The sequence below is a fragment of the Ensifer adhaerens genome, assembly GCF_002940685.1.
In the GTDB taxonomy this organism is placed as follows: domain Bacteria; phylum Pseudomonadota; class Alphaproteobacteria; order Rhizobiales; family Rhizobiaceae; genus Ensifer; species Ensifer adhaerens_E.
Window position 1 is genome coordinate 133,993 of sequence record NZ_PNFP01000011.1, and the last position, 16,853, is coordinate 150,845.

At 62.8% G+C, this 16,853-nt stretch carries 14 protein-coding genes; 3 read left to right on the forward strand and 11 right to left on the reverse strand.

The features are described from left to right. Nucleotides 1-45 precede the first annotated feature (45 nt). Nucleotides 46-1,500, forward strand: a complete 1,455-nt coding sequence (locus C1A35_RS21505; RefSeq protein ID WP_104666293.1) for a TrkH family potassium uptake protein — start codon at nucleotides 46-48, stop codon at nucleotides 1,498-1,500. A gap of 29 nt (nucleotides 1,501-1,529) precedes the next feature. Here C1A35_RS21505 and C1A35_RS21510 read toward each other — a convergent pair whose 3' ends face one another. From C1A35_RS21510 to C1A35_RS21550, 9 genes are all read right to left on the reverse strand, one after another. Further along, entirely contained in the window at nucleotides 1,530-3,890 is a 2,361-nt protein-coding gene (locus tag C1A35_RS21510; RefSeq protein ID WP_104666294.1) for a polysaccharide biosynthesis tyrosine autokinase, read from the reverse strand. Nucleotides 3,891-3,962: 72 nt separating this feature from the next. Next, nucleotides 3,963-4,868, reverse strand: a complete 906-nt coding sequence (locus C1A35_RS21515; RefSeq protein WP_104666295.1) for a UTP--glucose-1-phosphate uridylyltransferase — start codon at nucleotides 4,866-4,868, stop codon at nucleotides 3,963-3,965. Nucleotides 4,869-4,872: 4 nt separating this feature from the next. Then, the gene (locus C1A35_RS21520) at nucleotides 4,873-5,886 is read right to left on the reverse strand and encodes a glycosyltransferase family 2 protein (RefSeq protein WP_104666296.1); all 1,014 of its coding nucleotides are present in this window, start codon (nucleotides 5,884-5,886) and stop codon (nucleotides 4,873-4,875) included. Then, nucleotides 5,886-6,812, reverse strand: a complete 927-nt coding sequence (locus C1A35_RS21525; protein WP_104666297.1) for a glycosyltransferase — start codon at nucleotides 6,810-6,812, stop codon at nucleotides 5,886-5,888. Before C1A35_RS21525 ends, C1A35_RS21520 begins: the two co-directional genes overlap by 1 nt. Next, nucleotides 6,809-7,789 carry a glycosyltransferase family 2 protein gene (locus C1A35_RS21530; protein WP_104666298.1) on the reverse strand — a complete coding sequence of 327 codons (981 nt, stop codon included), beginning with the start codon at nucleotides 7,787-7,789 and terminating at the stop codon, nucleotides 6,809-6,811. The genes C1A35_RS21525 and C1A35_RS21530 overlap by 4 nt, the downstream gene beginning before the upstream one ends. After that, nucleotides 7,786-9,009, reverse strand: coding sequence for a glycosyltransferase (locus C1A35_RS21535; protein ID WP_104666444.1), 1,224 nt, complete (start codon nucleotides 9,007-9,009; stop codon nucleotides 7,786-7,788). The genes C1A35_RS21530 and C1A35_RS21535 overlap by 4 nt, the downstream gene beginning before the upstream one ends. A 98-nt stretch (nucleotides 9,010-9,107) precedes the next feature. Beyond that, nucleotides 9,108-9,890 carry a glycoside hydrolase family 16 protein gene (locus C1A35_RS21540; protein ID WP_104666299.1) on the reverse strand — a complete coding sequence of 261 codons (783 nt, stop codon included), beginning with the start codon at nucleotides 9,888-9,890 and terminating at the stop codon, nucleotides 9,108-9,110. A gap of 2 nt (nucleotides 9,891-9,892) precedes the next feature. Next, nucleotides 9,893-10,975 carry an acyltransferase family protein gene (locus C1A35_RS21545; RefSeq protein ID WP_272939264.1) on the reverse strand — a complete coding sequence of 361 codons (1,083 nt, stop codon included), beginning with the start codon at nucleotides 10,973-10,975 and terminating at the stop codon, nucleotides 9,893-9,895. Nucleotides 10,976-11,415: 440 nt separating this feature from the next. Then, the gene (locus C1A35_RS21550; protein ID WP_104666446.1) at nucleotides 11,416-12,900 is read right to left on the reverse strand and encodes a lipopolysaccharide biosynthesis protein; all 1,485 of its coding nucleotides are present in this window, start codon (nucleotides 12,898-12,900) and stop codon (nucleotides 11,416-11,418) included. A gap of 122 nt (nucleotides 12,901-13,022) precedes the next feature. On the opposite strand from C1A35_RS21550, the gene C1A35_RS21555 reads away from it, so the two are divergent. Then, complete coding sequence (locus C1A35_RS21555; protein ID WP_104666300.1) at nucleotides 13,023-13,988, forward strand: glycosyltransferase family 2 protein; 966 nt, start codon at nucleotides 13,023-13,025, stop codon at nucleotides 13,986-13,988. An 88-nt stretch (nucleotides 13,989-14,076) separates the two neighbouring features. Beyond that, nucleotides 14,077-15,024 (forward strand): polysaccharide pyruvyl transferase family protein, encoded by a 948-nt coding sequence (locus C1A35_RS21560; RefSeq protein WP_104666301.1) that lies wholly within the window; start codon nucleotides 14,077-14,079, stop codon nucleotides 15,022-15,024. An 88-nt stretch (nucleotides 15,025-15,112) separates the two neighbouring features. Here C1A35_RS21560 and C1A35_RS21565 read toward each other — a convergent pair whose 3' ends face one another. After that, a complete protein-coding gene (locus C1A35_RS21565; protein ID WP_104666447.1) occupies nucleotides 15,113-16,129 on the reverse strand; it encodes a glycosyltransferase family 2 protein in 1,017 nt (338 codons plus the stop codon). A 234-nt stretch (nucleotides 16,130-16,363) separates the two neighbouring features. Next, nucleotides 16,364-16,642, reverse strand: coding sequence for an exopolysaccharide production repressor protein (locus C1A35_RS21570; RefSeq protein ID WP_104666302.1), 279 nt, complete (start codon nucleotides 16,640-16,642; stop codon nucleotides 16,364-16,366). Between the last annotated feature and the right edge of the window lie 211 nt (nucleotides 16,643-16,853).

Below are 16,853 nucleotides of genomic sequence, written 5' to 3' on the forward strand. Positions count from 1 at the left end.
CCGATGACCGATTCGGTCCTGGACAAGCGCTGAGGCGATCGACCGTTGCATGCACCCCTTTACCAGACCGCGATCAACATCGCCGCGAAGGCCGCGTTCTATCTGTCGCTGGCGATGCTGCTCCCGGCCGCCGTCGACCTGTTCTATGACCATCCCAACTGGAAAGTTTTCGCCGGTTCGGCCTTCGTGACCGGAGGGCTGTCGCTCCTGGCGATCGCTGCCACGCAGGGCGGTGCGCCGCTGTTCAACCGCAAGATGGGCTTCCTCGTCGTAAACCTTCTCTGGATCGTCATCTCTCTCGTCGGCGCCATGCCCTTCTGGCTGTCGTCGCTGAAGCTCGATTTCGCCAAGGCGTTCTTCGAATCGGTTTCCGGCATCACGACGACGGGGTCGACCGTCATCAGCGGCCTCGACCACGCGCCGCCGGGCATTCTGCTCTGGCGTTCGGTTCTGCACTGGCTCGGCGGCATCGGGATCGTGGCGCTCGGGCTCTTCGTCATGCCCTATCTTCGGGTCGGCGGCATGTCCTTCTTCAAGATGGAATCCTCGGACACCACCGAGAAGCCCTTCGCTCGCATCGTCACCTTCACCCGCGCCTTCGTCCTCATCTACGTCGTGATGACGGTGACGTGCACGATCATCTATTCCTACCTCGGGATGAGCCGGTTCGACGCCATCAATCATGCGATGTCAACGGTCGCAACCGGTGGCTTCTCCACCCATGATGCCTCGCTGGGCTACTTCAAGAGCCTGCCGATCCTCTGGGTCGCGACCTTCTTCATGACGCTGAGCAGCCTGCCATTTTCAGTGCTCATCCTCTTCATCGTTCGTGGCCGGCTCGACACGCTGAAGGATCCGCAGATCATCGTCTTTCTGTCCTATCTGACGATACTTGCGCTCGCGGCAAGCCTCTATCAGCGGCTGGTCAACGGCGTCGCCGCCAACGAGGCGTTGGCGCATGCCTTCTTCACCGTCTCATCCATCCTGTCGACAACCGGCTTTGCCAGCGACGACTACATGCTCTGGGGGGAGTTCATCGTCGCGCTTGCCTTTGCCGCCACCTTCATGGGCGGCTGCTCCGGCTCCACGGCCGGCGGCATGAAGGCCTACCGTTTCATCATCATCTTCAATTCGATCCGCGCGGGTCTCTTCAAGCTGATCTACCCCAATGCGGTCCACACCGTGCGGTATGGCAAGACCCTCGTCGATATCGACGTGCAGCGCACCGTGTTCATGTTTTTCACGGCCTACATGTTCATCTGGGCTTTCGGCAGCCTGGCGATGGGGGCCATGGGCTACGATCTCGTCACTGCTGTGTCGGCAGTCGCAACGGCGCTTTCCAACGTTGGCGCCGGTCTCGGCCCGATCATCGGGCCGGCCGGCAATTTCTCGACGCTGACCGACCCGGCGCTCTATCTCCTGTCACTGATGATGCTGCTCGGCCGTCTGGAAATCCTCACCGTTCTGGTCATCCTGACGCCGCTCTTCTGGAAGAACTGAGCGGTGGATCACGGCGAGGCGCGCCCGCATCAGGCGGCCTCGGTTTTGCGGCGCGTGCCGGCGCTTTCGATGTAGTACTTCTCATACCGGTGGCGATAATGCTCGGCACCGCCAAAGTCGCTGTACTTTGCCAGTTCCTGCATGTCGGTCTTGTTGAGGATCACACCGAGGATCTTGGAATTGATCTGCGGTTCTGAATGCAACAGCTCCCGCACCAGCCGCGACGGGGTCCGTCCCCATTCCGCGACGAAGAGGAAGCCATCCGCGAGCGGTGTAAAGGCCTTGGCATCGACGACCGGGGCGAGTGCCGCGAGGTCGACGACCACATAGTCGAACGACTTGCGGGCATTGTCGATGAGCTCGGCCATGGCCGGAGACGCAAGCAGGTCATGGCTGTCATACGGGCCGTTTCCTGCTACCGCTTCACCGCCGACCGGGAGGATCGCAAGCTTCGTCTGCTGATCGATCTTGATGCCGGCCGGCCAGGAGGCCTGTCCGGTCAGTGCTTCCACCAGGCCCGACTTCGGCGGCGGATTGATCATCTTGCTGAGGCCCGGTTTGCGGATGTCGGCATCGATCAGCAGGGTCTTCTTGCCGCTTGCGGCGAGCAGGGCCGCGAAATTTGCCGCAATGATCGATTTGCCCTCATCGGGCACCGCCGAAGCGATGCCGATGACGCGTGAACCGTTGCCGGTCAGCATCCGGTCGCAGGCGAGTTTGGCGTTGCGGAAGGTTTCCGTGAAGGACGAGCGGGGTGCGTCGAGCACGATACGGCTGAGACGCTCGAACGAGGGAGCCCCTTGCGTTACCGGCAGCGGCGTCTTGTTTTTCATCAGCTTGGCACGAACGAGATCCGTGGTTCCGGGCTGACGCGGGCCGACCAATGGAATGTAGCCGAAGGAACGGTGGCCGAGGATGGAGCGCACGTCGCCTTCCAGCCGGAAAGTCCGCTCGCGAAACTCCTGGAAGGCGGCAAACGCGCCCCCTGCCATCAGGCCGAGCACCGCCGAAAGGGCCAGCACCATCGTCTTCTTCGGGCTCGAAGGCGAGGCCGGGACGCCGGCGCTGGAAATCACGCGCGCCTTTGCGATCGGGAAGGAGCGCTGCTGCGAGGCCTGCTCGTAGCGGTTCAGATAGGTCTCGTAGAGCGTCTTCAGTGCCGCCGCCCGTTGTTCCAGCTCGCGCAGGTGCACGAGCGAGAGGTTTGCGTTGGCGTTGCGGCCGGTGGTGCCCTCGATGTTTTCCCGCAGCGACGCCTCGCGTGAGCGTGCCACCTCGTACTCGTTGCGGTAGCTCGCCGTCAGCTGCTGCAGTTCCTGGAAGATCTGGCGGCCGACATCGGTTTTCTCCTTGCGGAGCGACACGGCCTGCGGATGGTCGGCGCCGAAGCTCTGGCTCACCTCCTGTTCGCGCTTGCTGACCGCAAGGTAGCGGGTGCGCAGTTCGCGGATGACCGAGTTGTCGCCTTCCTTGGCGGAAATCGTTGCGTTCTTGACGGCTGTTTCCGGTCCCTGGTCGACGATCGCCTGGAATTGCTTGTAGCGCGCAGAGGCGCTTGCGCTGTCGGCCTGGGCAATGATGAGCTGGCTGTTGAGATCGGCCAGCTGCTGTTCCGACATGAGCTCGCCGCGGGCGAGTGTCAGGCCGTTTTCGCTGCGGTACTTTTCCACCTCGAGCGACGCGGCCTGCGTGCGCTGCCTAAGGTCCGCGAGACGCTCCTGAAGCCACACCGAGGCGCGTTCCGTCGCCTCGAAATTGGCATTGAGCTGGTCATTGAGATAGGCGTCGGCGTAGGTCCGGACGATCCCGGCCGCCAGTTGCGGATCACTGGAGCGATAGGCGAGCGAGACGACGGAGCTTCGCGTCACGCGTTCGACCGCCAGTCCCTGCTGCAGCAGTGCCGCCGCCTTCTGCCTCCGGCCGTTGCGGGCCATATCCTCGGAAATCTCCGGCCCGCTCGAAAAGATGCTCGTGACGGACTTCAGCCCGTCCTTGACGACGTCGGATGGCGAACGGGGCGGATTGAGAACCGTGTCGTTGTCGGCAAGGTTCATCTTGTCGACAACACGCAGGGCAAGCTCGCCGGATTTCAGGATTTCCACGGCGCTCGCAATCTGGGTGTCGAGCAGGGCGCTGTTTTGCGGCGGCGCCTGTTCTTCGGCAAACTTCGACAGGTTCTCGTCGAGCAGGATCTGCGTCATCGACGTATAGAACGGCGTTGCGAAAATCAGATAGGCGACACCGAGCGCGATGAAGAGCGCCACGAACAGGCCGACAGTTCTGGCGCGACGGACGACGACCGAAAACAGTCGGTCGAGGTCGATGAAGCCGTCGGGCTCCTCCACGTTGCGCGGTACGACACTGTTGAAGGGGAGACTTCTTTGGTTCATTGGGTCGCTCTGTCCGTTTCCCTTTGGTCCGAAGGCCGGCGCCTCTTCCTTTGAAAGAGGCGCCAGAGCCGGTTATGCGGCGCGGATGCGGCCTTCGTGAGACAGGACCATGTCCTTGACCGAAGCATAGACCGCGTCGCCGAGATCGGAGCGCGCCAGCGCGAAGGCGACATTGGCCGCAATGAAACCTTCCTTGGAGCCGCAGTCGAACGTGCGCCCGTCATAGGGATGGGCGTGAAACGCTTGATTTTGCGACAGTTTCAGCATGCCGTCGGTCAACTGGATCTCGTTTCCCGCACCGCGCGGCTGGTGGGCGAGTATGTCGAAGATCTGCGGCTGCAGGATGTAACGGCCGTTCAGATAAAAATTCGAAGGGGCTTCGCCCATACGCGGCTTTTCGACCATTTGGGTGACTTCGAAGCCGTAGGGGACGGCCGCGCCCTTGCCGACGATGCCATATTTCGAGGCATCTTCCGGTACGCACTGCTCGACGCCGACAACGTTGCCGCCGGTCTGGCGGTAAAGGTCGACAAGGCCGGCCATGCAGCCGCGCCCGCCGTGGCACAGCATGTCCGGCAGGAGCAGGGCGAAGGGCTCGTCGCCGATGAGATCGCGGGCGCACCAGACGGCATGGCCGAGGCCGAGCGGCGCCTGCTGCCGGGTAAAGCTGACGGAACCGGCGCGGGGAAGCATCTCCTCGAGTTCGGAAATCTGGGCATTCTTGCCGGAACGGGAGAGCGACGAGATCAGCTCCGGCGTGTCGTCGAAGTGGTCTTCGATCGCCTGCTTGTTGCGGCTGGTTACGAATACGATGTGCTCGATGCCCGCTTCGCGGGCTTCATCGACCGCATATTGCACGACCGGACGATCGACGATCGTCAACATCTCCTTCGGTATCGCCTTCGTCGCGGGAAGAAACCGCGTTCCATTGCCGGCGACCGGGATCACAGCTTTCCTGACGGTCCTGATACGGTCCATGCTTTTATCCTTTACTTACGTGTGGGCTTTCGCCCGAGGTGGGTCGTTTGGCCGCCACCGCGGTGGCAGGCTTCATGCGTGCGATTGGCGCAAGCAGCCGGCGCAATCGCACGGCGATCGGCATTCTGAGGTGCCGAAGCGCTCTGGGGTTGGTCAGAGCCACCCGGGTGGCTCCGGCCAACGATCTGGATTTCAGGTGCTCGACGAGGCGAAGGAAGGCATGTGCCTCGACGAGGCTTTTCTCGCGCCGGCGCTGCATTGCCTGAGCCTCGGCATCGAGGCTGTGCCTGGCAAGGAATTCCCGGTCGGCCGTCATCATCGCTTCGATGTGGCGAAGTTCGAGCACGCGCGAGATCGAGCCTTCGCGGATGTGGTAGCAATAGCCGGCGGAGGGATCGATGGCGCAGCGCCCGCCATGGGCAAGCGCCGAGGCGAGCAGGATGTAGTCCTCGCCGATCCGGATCGTTTCCTCGAAGCGCAGGCGATGCGCATTCAGGAACCGACGCTCGAAGATCGGCTTCATGTAGCCGAAATTGTAGGTCGAACGGAACAGCACATTGGAGCCGATGAAGGCGGCAAGCGTCAGCGTCCGACGACGCGCAAGCTCGGCTTCGGGAAACATGCGCTCAAGTCTGCCGTCGAGGTTCAGCACGTCGATGTTGTCGACAACGATCCGGGCATCGGTCCTCGATGCAAGACCGATCATGCGCGACAGCCGCCCGGGGCTGACGGTGTCGTCCGCGTCGAGAATGGCGATCCAGTTGCCACGCGCCGCTTCGAGACCGGCATTGCGCGCGCCGCCCGGCCCGCGGTTCTCGGCAAGCCGCAGCAGCCGCACGCGCGGATCGGCGACCTCTTCGACGACCACACAGGTATCGTCCTTCGAGCAGTCGTCGACGACGATCACCTCGACGTCGACGTCTGACTGTTCAAGCGCGCTGTCGATGGCGCGGCGGATCGTGTCGGCGGCGTTGTAGGCCGCGATAACGAAGCTGACGTCGGGAGCGCGTTGCGTCATCAGGCGGTCGCCGCTCCGTACTGCCGAAGCTCGCGCACGCCGATGAGGCCGCTGACGACGCCCGCATGCATGATTGCGCGCAGCGCGTAGCGTGAACGGGCGACCGGCGATCCGAACAGCAGCAGGCTTGCGAGGCCGCAATAGGCGGATTTCGCCGTCGCGCGGGCGATTTCGGCAATTTGCCTGCCGGGTTGGCCCGGCACACTCAAGAGCCGGCCATGGGTCTGGCCGGAGCGGAAGCGACGTTTCGCGAGCCAGGCAAGCCGTGCGCGTTTCTCCGGCACCGGTTCGAAGACCAGGGCGTCCGGCGCATAGGCGAGACGCCCGCCGTCCGCATGCATGTGACGGAAGAACTCCGTATCCTCGCCGCCCGTCTGGCCGAGTGCCAGATTGAACCGCCTGTTGAAAAGGACCGGGCGGGTGAGATCGATGAGGACATTGCAGGTGTAGCCGGTGCGGATCTCGCCATCGACCCAGACCGGCCGGGTCGAATGAAAATCGCCGCGGCGCATCCAGTTCGGAGCCGACAGCGTATACTCGGCGCGAACCGGACCCAGCACGACATCGGCGCCGGTCGCATGCGCGGTATCGAGCAGTTGAACGAGCCAGGTCCTCGACACCGTTTCGTCATCGTCGACGAAGGCGAGATAGTGACCGGTGCTGTTGTCGAGACAGGCATTGCGGGCAATCGAGATGTTGGAAGCCGGGCAATGCACGTAGAGGATCTCGCAAGGCATGGTCGGGCGCATCTGGTTGACCAGCGCCTCGGCACTCGGCGTCACATCATTGTCGGCGACGATGATACGGATCTCCACGTCGGCGGGCACCGTGATGAGCGCGAGGGAATGCAGCGTTTCTGCAAGCTCCGGCCGGCGAAACGTGCACACTGCAATGTCGATCTGTGTCCGGGCCGTGGTGTTCGTCATGGCGCGATCCTCCGGTTGCGCAGAGTGAGCAATTCCCGCCAGAAGCCGGCCGACCAGGCAAAATGCATGACCATTGCCGAGATGGCCGCGAGCGGGCCGTAGGGGTTCCTCTGACCGAGCGCCATCCACATGCCGTAGCCGATGCAGGCCGCGGCCCAGAGCACGACCGGAACGACGGCAAGCCAGCTGACGACCGCGAGCAGCGCGCCGGCCGCGACCGGAGCGACGGCAAGCGGCAGCAACTGCCGGAGGCTCGGCCAGGCATGATGCTTGAGCACATTGCGCGCGCGTCCGCGGCCATAGGCGAAATACTGGCGGAAGAGCGGCCCAACCTTGGCGCGGGGGTAATAGATCATACTGGTGCGGTCGGTCATCCAGATGCGATAGCCCGCCTGGCGGAAGCGATAGTCGAACTCCGCGTCTTCGTTGTGGCTGAAGATCTCGTCGTAACCGCCGATCGCCTGGAAGGCGGAAATGCGCATCAGCGCATGGTGCCCGTGGTCGGCCCAGTGGCTCGTCGCGCCGAGCCGGTGCTTGGCGCCGCCATTGCCGAGCTTGGAGTTCTGGGCGTAGGCCGTCGCCTTCTGGAACGGCGTGAAGCCGACCGTCTGCATGGCGACGACGACCGAGTCCGCGCCGGTCAGAAGAGCCTCCTCGACGAGACGTTCGCAATAGTCGTCCGGATAGGTGCCGTGCGCGTCGATGCGGATCATATAGTCGAACGCCGCGCCATGGCGTTCGACCGCAAGATTGATCGCAGCGCTCTGGATGCGTTTCGGATTGTCGAGGACGAGTACCGCCGGGTCTGCTTCGGCGAGACGCGCTGCGATCTCACGGGTGCCGTCGCTGCTGCCGCCGTCGGCGATCAGGATGGTGCCGTTGAGACGCCGCGCCGCGGGCAGCAGGGCTTCGACGAGGCCTTGCAGATGTTCCGCCTCGTTGAGGCAGGGAATGACGATGAGGACACGTATGCTCATGACAATCCACCTTCGTTCTGGGGCGTTGACGCATTTTGCTGTGCTTGCGGGAAATCCAGCGCGACGCGGGGCGGGGCGGCCGCAGTGACGGCCGAGAGACGGCGCACGAGGCCCTCGCAATCGCTGCGATTGAAGATCCAGGTTTCCGGCGCGCAAGCCGCGATCCGCCGGGATGCGTCGTGGTAGATATCGGAGGTCATCGACCCCATGAGCGCGGCAAGCGCCTCGGCATCAGCCTCTTCGAGCAGCGCGCCAAGGCCGCGTATGGCGAGAAACCGCGCGGTCTCGGTGCCGCGCAGCGCGATCGGCACCCGCCCGAAGCGGCAGCCTTCATAGAGCCGGTTCGGCAGCAGCCACTTGGAGTTCTGGCCTTCCTCGAAGAAGTCGATCGCCCAGGTGAAGTGCACGTCGGAGTAGATCGCGCCAAGTTCTTCCGGGCTGCGATACGGGCCGTGGAACTGCATGAAGGGTTCGTTGCGGATGAAGCCGTCGAAATCGTCGAATTCGCGATAGGCCGGCCGGCCGCGCAGCACGATTTCGAAGCGGCCCTCCATCCGGCGCGAAAAGGCTGCCAGCAGCGCCAGCGATTTGCGGCAGCGCAGGGCACCGAACCAACCGATCCGCCACGGGCCATCTGTGGGCGGCGCTGCCGCGGTCACCAATGGTCGCATATCGGTTTGGTCGAGCTCGAGCACCTTGTTCTCAAGCATCACGGTCGGCGCCGAGATGCCCGATAGCGGGCGGAAATAGTGCTCGACGAAGGCGGGAGAACTGGTGATCAGGAGGCGCGCGTCGCGCCCGAGAAGGCGTTCGCTCGCCCGGAGCGTCTTGCCGGCGATGCCCGGGCGCAAGAGCAGGCGGTGAATGTCGAGGCATTCGTAGACGATCGGCACGTCGCCGCCAAAAAGACCGACGGCCTTCCTGGCGATGGCGAGCATGTCGAGATTGCGGGCAATGATCAGATCGGGACGTTCGACGCCGCGCAGCGCCTGTTTCAGCGAGAGGCAGCTCCTGGCGATCGCACCGACCCGCTGGACGAAGCGGCCGTCATGGGTGGTGCCGAGCTCGACAGGCACGATGCCTTCGATCGTCGCAAGCGGATTTGCGTCGCGCCTGAACCCGGCAAGCGTCACCCTTGCGCCGCCGGCAAGCAGCATCAGCACGCGCCGGCGAACGGCGGGGTCGGCAAGATCCTGGGCGAAGTAAAGTATCTGCAGCATGAACATCCGGTTTTCTGTCCGGCCGCGCCGGACATGGTTCAAATTTGAGCCTTGCGGAGCAGGAAGCCGCGCCCACCGGCGCGGCTTCCCGTCGCCGGCTAGTTCGTCTTGCAGGCAATCGACTCGGCGAACTGGCACTCGTCGCCCGGCGCGGTGAAAGCGACCCGGTCGACCTGCATCGTCGAGGGGCCCTTGTAGGCAAAGGCGCCCATCCAGTCCGTCAGGGTGTCCGTTCCCCAAAGGCTGAAGAAGATTTTCTGCGGGTTGGTCGGGATCTTCGCGGGGTCGGTGACTTCGTGGACCAGCTCGCCATTCACGTAATAGCGGATGCGTTCCTTCTCCCAGACGAAGGCGTAATCATTGAAGCCCTGGTTTGCGCCTCCGGGCACGTCGGCCAGCTTCTCGTTGCCGCCCTTGGCGGAGACGTATTGATTGATCTGAACCTTTGCCGGGTTCTTGCCGAGCACCTCGAAATCGATCTCGTCGTGCGGTTTCTTGTCGGCCGGACCGATATAGGTGAAGAAGGCGGAGTTGAGCCCAGAGCCGTCGGCCGTCTTGATCCGCGCCTCATAGGTGCCGTAGCCGAAGCGCTTGCGGGTCTGGATTTCGCCGCAGGCGTAATTGCGTTCGCCGAGTTTTCCTTCGGTAAACGTCAGCTCGGCGATGCCGTTGGCGACCTTCGCCTGCTTCTTCGACCAGGTGCAGTTCTGATGCCCGCCATTGTTCCAGCCGTCCGAGACGTACCAGACGGCGGTGTCGAGCGTATCGAAATCGTCGATGAAAGACGCACCCGTCGCGGCTTTTTCGGCCAAGGCCGGGCCGGTGAGGCCGGCGGCGACGAGGGTGAGCAGGGCGAGGCGGTGAGGTCGGTTCGATCTCATGGTCAGGTCCTTTGCTGGGGGGAGGGGCCGGCGCGAACAGCCCCAGTCCGCGCACGCGTGTTGCGGGCGGAGCCAGTCCGGCTGCCGGTGAGAATGGCGGTGAGGACCGGCAGCCATCGCTCGGAGAGCGTATAGGCGCCGGTGAGCATGGCGATCGTGGCAAGTGGGGCCAGGCCGTAAAACGCCGGGTAGTAGCCGATGTCCATGCGATTCCAGATCATCCAGAAGAGCACGAGCAGCGGAAAATGGGTGCAGAAGATCCAGAAGCTCAGGCCGCTGCCGCGCGCCAGCGCGGCGCCGATGCTCGTTCGGACGAGAAGCGCGGAAACGGCCCAGGAACCCACGATGCCGGAAATCGCAATCAGGCTGCGCAGGGTCTCGAGCCACACGGGGAAGTTCGGACCATATTCAAAGAGCAGGGTGGACAAGAGCGCCGCTGCGCTGAAGAAAGCGATGGCAATCGGCCAGGAAAATCGATCGAGGCGGTGGATGTCGATGCGATGCAGGCTCATGCAGATGCCGGCGCTGAATCCGAAGAGGATCGACTTCTTCAGAAAGATGCCGTTCGGCACGGGAAGCACCACGTAGGCAAGAAGGACGGCGAGCGTCTGTGCCGGGTAGCGCTTGATCAGCCAGCCGAGCGCCGGCGAAAGCACGATGCAAAGCAGGAGGTCGCGCAGGAAATAGAGGGGCAGGTTGATCGGCATGTCCTCCAGCGCGAAGGCGAGGCTCAGCCACTCCCTCAGGCTGGCTCCGACGACTTCGGGCAGGTAACCCGAGCTGACATCCTTGCTCTGTGCGACGAAAACCAGTGCGAGAAACGCCAGGTTCCACAGGAGGAACGGCAACAGAACGGTTCGAGCCTTGGTCTTCAGTGTCTTGCCATAATCGAAATTGTCGAAGCCGCGACGGAACAACAGATAACCGGAGATCGCGCTGAGGCACGGGACGCCGACACGGAAAAGGCTCTCGCCCAGGAACACGCGCAGCCAGTCGAGCCCGCCGTATGTGCCGGCATAAGGACTGGTCGCCGGATCATAGGGCACGTGCACGAAGACGATGCCTGAGATCAGTACGATGCGCATCAGATTGATCCGCGACGAGATATTCGCGTTCACATCAACGATGTCCGTCACCCCCATCTGGCAGCACGTTTTGAAGCGGCCGTTTCAACAGAGCAGACCAGAGCCCGCACCCAGGAGAGTAGGCTCGGGCGCGGATCAAAATATGGCGCCGCAGCAAACGAATCGGTCTTGATTTGTTGCGCTGCAGCACGAAGAGCTGTCGAGGAACTAGGAAAATAGGCCTATCCGTTCCTGCGGCGCCGGAAAAAACGACGACGTGGCCGACAGTTGCGGAATATTACAGATGCCTGATTTTCCAACGCTTTTGCTTGCGGCTTGGCGCCAAATGCAACGAAAAATTGTGCACTTTTTCTTCTGTATTTCGGCGCGAACCGTGAGATGCGCCGCGTTCTCCGCCGAAATACGGCGAGGGTGAGGCAGTCCCGGCCCCGTTTCGATGGTTACTCGGCCGCCGCGGGCACCGAGTTCGAATCCCCGCGAGAGCGAAGCATGCCCGCCAGTTTCGCCAGCAGCGGCCGTTCGGTGACGAGGGCCAGCGTCAGGTAGATCAGGCCACCGATCGTTGCGCCGGCAAGAACCTGGAGCATAGCGCTTGGAAGCAGCGCTCCGTAGTGTTCCAGCAACAGCCTTACCACGACGGCCATGACGAAAGCCGAGGCGAGCGGCCTCACCGAAATCAGGAAGCCGCGCAGGAAGGGCAGCCGGTCGGCGCGAAAGACCACCCAGGAATAGCCGACAAGCGTCGCGACGTTCACGAGGCAGAGCGCGATCATCGCTTCGACCAGTGATCCGCCGATCGCACCATAGGCGACGGCGGCGGTGGTGGCGATCGCGCGGATCACCGCCCACCAGAAGAGGGTCGTGCCCTGGCCGATGCCCTTTAGATAGGGAATGTAGGTGCTGCAGGGGGTCAGCAGACCTTTTGAGAGCGCGAGCAACCCGAGCACCGGCCAGGCCGCGGCCCATTGCTGGCCGAAGAGTACGACCATCGCCGGTTCGGCGAGCGCCCAGAGGCCGAACATCATTGGCGCAAGCAGCACGGTGGTAACCTGGGTGCTGAGCATCAGCGCTTGCGACCGACGTTGTCGGTCCTCGCCCATATGGCTGAAGGCAGGGAAGAGAACGCCCATGACCGCCGAAAGTACGATCTGGTTGGGGATGCTGGAAAAGCGGTTCGCGGCCGAATAGGCGCCGGCATCCGAAAGACCGAGATAGCGGCTGATGACGACCATCGGCGATTGGAAGGTGACGAAGTTGGCGATCTCGGAGCCCATCATGCCGAAGCTGAAGCGGCAAAGCGAAAGAACGCGACGCGCCGAAAACACGAAGCGGGGAACATAGCCGGATACGGCGTAGAGGCCGGCCAGGCGGATGAATGCGGAAACGAAGAGCTGCGCAAGCAGCGACCACACGCCGAAGCCGAGAAGCGCCGCGCCGACGGCAACGAGCGCCCCGAGGATTTCGGACAGCATGGTCCAGACCGCGTCCTTGCTGAAATTCATTCGCCGCGCAAGCAGCGCGTAGGCGACGTCGCCTGCAAGCTGCAACGGAATGAGCAGGCTCATGATCTCAAGCAGATGGCTTGCCTCCGGCGCGCCGAGCAGGCTGGCGAGCGGGTCGGCGAAGACGAAAAGGCCGAGCGCCATCATAAGCGAAACCGCCAGATTGGCCCAGAACGCAGAGTGAATGAGCTCCATGTCCTCGTCGCGCTGGATGACCAGAGCGGAGGCAAGACCGGCGCCGCCGATCATCGCCAGAAACTGGACGACGGTGAGCGCGACGGCGACCGTTCCGAACTCCTCCGGCGTCAGGATACGCGCCAGAATCGGCACGGTGACAAATTTCAGCCCGAATGTGCCTGTCTTTGAAAGGACGCTCCAGCCGACGTTCCGAGTCACAGACTTGGCGTTTACGTTTGAAGGCATGGTGAGCATCCCGTGATGCCTTTGAAGGATTTCCGACAAAGGGCAAGCGCTAGATTTGAGGTCGCGACCCGGTGGGAGGAGACCACGCAATACTCTTTTAGAGAAACCGCAGGGGCGAAAAGATGGCGAAGCTGACTGTTATTATTCCCTACTACCAGAAGGAGCCGGGTATTCTTCGGCGCGCGCTCGCGTCCGTCTTTGTCCAGAGCTTCCAAGACTTCCATGTCCTGGTGATAGACGATCAATCTCCCTACTCGATCGACGAGGAGCTGCTACCGCTTGCCGACGCGGAGCGGTCGCGCGTGACGGTGATCCGGCAGGAAAACAAGGGCCCCGGCGGCGCGCGCAACACCGGGCTCGACCACGTTCCCGCCGACTCCGAGTTCGCCGCCTTTCTTGATTCCGACGACATCTGGGCCGTCGATCATCTGAAGAATGCCGTCGACAGCATGGGCCGTTTTGGCGCCGACTGCTACTGGGCGTCGATCACCGGCAGCGAAGCCTTCTACTACCATTTCGGCGTCGCCGATCTCGACGAGAGCGATACGGTCGTGCGATTGCAGGAAAGCCCGCTCGTCGTCGAGATTCCCGATCTTTCCAACGTCATGCTGCGGAACTGGAGCTTCCTGCATCTCTCCTGCATGGTGATCGGTCGCAGGCTGTTCGAGACGGTGCGCTTTGATGCGGAACTGCGTCTTGCGGCCGAGGACGTGCTGTTCTTCTGCGACTGCATTCTCGCAGCAACCCGTGTCGTGCTTTGCGATGCGGCCGGTGCCGAGCGCGGGGAAGGCATCAACATCTTCCACTCGATCGACAACGATTCACCGCAGTTCCTGCAGCAGCAATTTAATACTTTCGTTGCCCTGGAGACGCTGGAACACCGGCTCTCGCGCAAGCCATCGGCTGTCGCGTCGATCCAATCCTACCAGCATACGGCCCGTCGTCAGGCGCTCTGGAGCCAGGCACGCCGGCTGAAGCGACGCAAGTCGCCGCAGTTCCGTCTGCTTGCTCGCTGGGTCTTGCGAGACCCCAAGCTGTTGCAAAGCGCATTCGAACTTGCCGTCGGCAAGTTTTCCCGTTCACGCTGATCCGGACAGAAACTCCTTTTCGGAGGAAGAACAAGGCCGCCAGGCGCGGCATCGAACCTATCTCGCATTCTGAAAGAAGGGACCGCCCATGAAGCCCTATTACTGGGAATCTCAGCACGGCAATTTCGGCGACGACCTCAACCTCTGGCTCTGGGATTTCCTGCTGCCGGGTTTTCGCGATGTCCATGACGACATCCTCCTCGTCGGCGTCGGCACGGTGCTCAACCGCGCGCTTCTGCCCGACGGCGTCCGCAAGCTCGTGATCGGCAGCGGTTTCGGCTACGGCACCTTGCCGGACATGCGGGATGCTGCCGAATGGGACCTTCGCTGCGTGCGCGGGCCGTTGACGGCCGAGAAAATCGGCCTTGCGCCGGAGCGCGGCATCGTCGATCCCGCCGTCATGGTCGCCGACATGCCCGAATTCCAGAACCTGCCCAAGCTATACAAGCGCAGTTTCATTCCCCATTGGGAAAGTGCGATCGCCGGCATGTGGCCGGTCACTTGCGGCACCGTCGGGCTGCACTACATCGATCCGCGCGGTGAGGCCAAGAGCGTGATCCGCGAGATCGCGCAATCGGAGTTGATCGTCGCCGAATCGATGCACGGAGCGATTCTTGCCGATGCTTTCCGCGTTCCCTGGGTGGCGGTGACGACATCGGACAGCATCAACAGCTTCAAGTGGAACGATTGGGCAAAAACGGTCGGTGTCGAGTACCGTCCCCGCCATGTGCCGGTCTCCAGCCGCACCGAAGCCATGATCAAGGGGGCTCGTTTCTGGGGCATGGGCTTCGAGGCGCAGACCGTGCCGGAGGCCGCGAATCTTAGGCCCGCCTACGACGAGGTGATGGTTGCCGCGAGAGAGCCGCGTCAGACGTTCCTGCGAAGTGCTGCCAAGCAGGTTCTTGCGGCGCCGTCGACGCTTGCGCTTTGGCAGGCGACCCGGGCAGCGCCGCAATTAAGCAGCGACAGCCGGCTCGCAGAGCGCAAGGAGCGCTTCCAGCATGCCTTGGCCGCCGTGCGGCGCGCCTATTTCTAGAACGCTGTGCAACGGCGCCGGGGGATGATTCCGGAGCGCCTTGCGCTTACTACGATACGATGTGACGGGCGCGCCGTCACGTCTGCAGCTAGCGAGCGCGTTCCGCGCCGACGGGCAGAAGATAGCGCACTGCCGTCGCTCGACCCGTCGTCGTCGTATCGTTGCGAGGCCTGAAGCGTTCCGTCTTGTCGGCAAGGATGCCGGCGGTGACGGCTGGCGCGGCCCCTGGGCGCCGCATGAGGTAACCGATTGCGGCGATCGCGCCGCGTTCCTTCTTCAGGTCGAGAAAGCGGCGGTGCTGGTAGCGGCCACGGACATGGCGCTCATGGCGACGTACGGCAGCCGCCGCTTCACTGTCGAGGTCGTTTGCCGACAGGATGACACGATCGGCCTCGTAGAGACGCTTGAGATCCTCGGTCCGGTGGCTGCCGCTCAGCGAATTGCCGCGCACGATCGCCGCATAGCCGCAGCTTTGAATGACCTTGTAACGCGCGCCCTTCGCCAGCGCACGGAGGTAGAGGTCGTAATCCTCGCCCAGACGAAGGGCTTCCTGGTAGCGAATGCCATGCTCGTCCAGGAAGCGGCGCCGCATCAGCGGCTTCAGAAAGCCGATCTCGCCGCGTTTCATCCCCCGTTGTGAAATATTGCCTTCGACGAAATCAACGAGCCCTAGAAGGCGTGGCTGCGGCGGGAAGTCGTCGACCCTTGGCTCCGCACCCGTCGCTGCGGCCTCGCCCACGAAGGCGATGTTGTCGGCGATGAAATCCCAGTCTTCTTCTGCGAGCAGCCGGCCGAGCCGACCCGGCAGAAAGAAATCGTCTGCGTCGAGGATCGCCAGGATCGGGGAGCGGCTGATGGCAATGGCGTGGTTGCGCGCCGCCGAAGGGCCGCGATTGCTTTCAAAGCGCGCGATCGTCAGCCGTCCGCTGTGATCGTCGGCTGACCGCGCGGCAGCGACCGTCTGGTCGGTCGAGCCGTCGTCGACCACGACCACCTCAGCCGCCTCACGTTCGGCCAGGGCCGAAGCGACTGCGCGGGCGATGGTCGCCTCGGCATTCTTTGCAGCAATGATGACGCAGACGTCTGTCCGGGTGACTGTGGTCATGAGGGCCTCCAGCATCGGGTCTCGCGGGCAGAACGGCGCTTGCGGCCAAGGGAACTGCACCAGTTCTAGGTCGCTGCATGACGAACACGGATCATTGCCGATCCGGCAGATCATGCAGGGCCGGCATGGAATCTTGCCGGTAACGGGCGCACCATGCCGGCCGATCGTGTCGCAACCGCGTCAACGCAGACTTTTTTTGGGAGAACAGGGCGGCAGGCAGATCCAGCCGCGCGGTCAACGGTTGAAGTGACCGGGGCGGTTCAGGTGGCGGGTGTTGCTGCCCGGCTTGTCGTCATTGGCCGATTGCAAAACCTCGGCTGTCTTTTTTCCGCGCTCGCGCGCCTTCCTCCAGATCAGGAAGACGACGGCCAGGAAGTAGCCGATCTGGATCAGGATTGCGCAGATCGCCGTCTGGATCAGCGTGGATGTGAGCGAGCCGTTCAGGAAATAGGTGACGACAGCAAAAACCGTTAGGGCGCCGATCATGCTCACGAAGACGCGTGGTGCATACATGGCACTAGCTCGCAATCGGTTCTATCGTTGCAGACGTCATCGCAAATTGGCCTTTCCTCTGCAGATCTTAATATATTGGCGACGGACATCAGCTGCAACCGGCTATAGCCGCCGCTTCGTTCCATCCAAGCAGGCAAATCTTTATGTCGCGTTTCGATCAGTGACGAACGAATCAAATTCAGTTGATCGTGCGGAAGGGTGGGGGTGAGCA

What these genes read in the sequence shown, in the direction of transcription:
- C1A35_RS21510 (WP_104666294.1), bottom strand. Translation starts at nt 3,890, where the DNA reads ATGAACCAAAGAAGTCTCCCCTTCAACAGTGTCGTACCGCGCAACGTG.
- C1A35_RS21515 (WP_104666295.1), bottom strand. Translation starts at nt 4,868, where the DNA reads ATGGACCGTATCAGGACCGTCAGGAAAGCTGTGATCCCGGTCGCCGGC.
- C1A35_RS21520 (WP_104666296.1), bottom strand. Translation starts at nt 5,886, where the DNA reads ATGACGCAACGCGCTCCCGACGTCAGCTTCGTTATCGCGGCCTACAAC.
- C1A35_RS21525 (WP_104666297.1), bottom strand. Translation starts at nt 6,812, where the DNA reads ATGACGAACACCACGGCCCGGACACAGATCGACATTGCAGTGTGCACG.
- C1A35_RS21530 (WP_104666298.1), bottom strand. Translation starts at nt 7,789, where the DNA reads ATGAGCATACGTGTCCTCATCGTCATTCCCTGCCTCAACGAGGCGGAA.
- C1A35_RS21535 (WP_104666444.1), bottom strand. Translation starts at nt 9,009, where the DNA reads ATGCTGCAGATACTTTACTTCGCCCAGGATCTTGCCGACCCCGCCGTT.
- C1A35_RS21540 (WP_104666299.1), bottom strand. Translation starts at nt 9,890, where the DNA reads ATGAGATCGAACCGACCTCACCGCCTCGCCCTGCTCACCCTCGTCGCC.
- C1A35_RS21545 (WP_272939264.1), bottom strand. Translation starts at nt 10,975, where the DNA reads ATGCGCATCGTACTGATCTCAGGCATCGTCTTCGTGCACGTGCCCTAT.
- C1A35_RS21550 (WP_104666446.1), bottom strand. Translation starts at nt 12,900, where the DNA reads ATGCCTTCAAACGTAAACGCCAAGTCTGTGACTCGGAACGTCGGCTGG.
- C1A35_RS21555 (WP_104666300.1), top strand. Translation starts at nt 13,023, where the DNA reads ATGGCGAAGCTGACTGTTATTATTCCCTACTACCAGAAGGAGCCGGGT.
- C1A35_RS21560 (WP_104666301.1), top strand. Translation starts at nt 14,077, where the DNA reads ATGAAGCCCTATTACTGGGAATCTCAGCACGGCAATTTCGGCGACGAC.
- C1A35_RS21565 (WP_104666447.1), bottom strand. Translation starts at nt 16,129, where the DNA reads ATGACCACAGTCACCCGGACAGACGTCTGCGTCATCATTGCTGCAAAG.
- C1A35_RS21570 (WP_104666302.1), bottom strand. Translation starts at nt 16,642, where the DNA reads ATGTATGCACCACGCGTCTTCGTGAGCATGATCGGCGCCCTAACGGTT.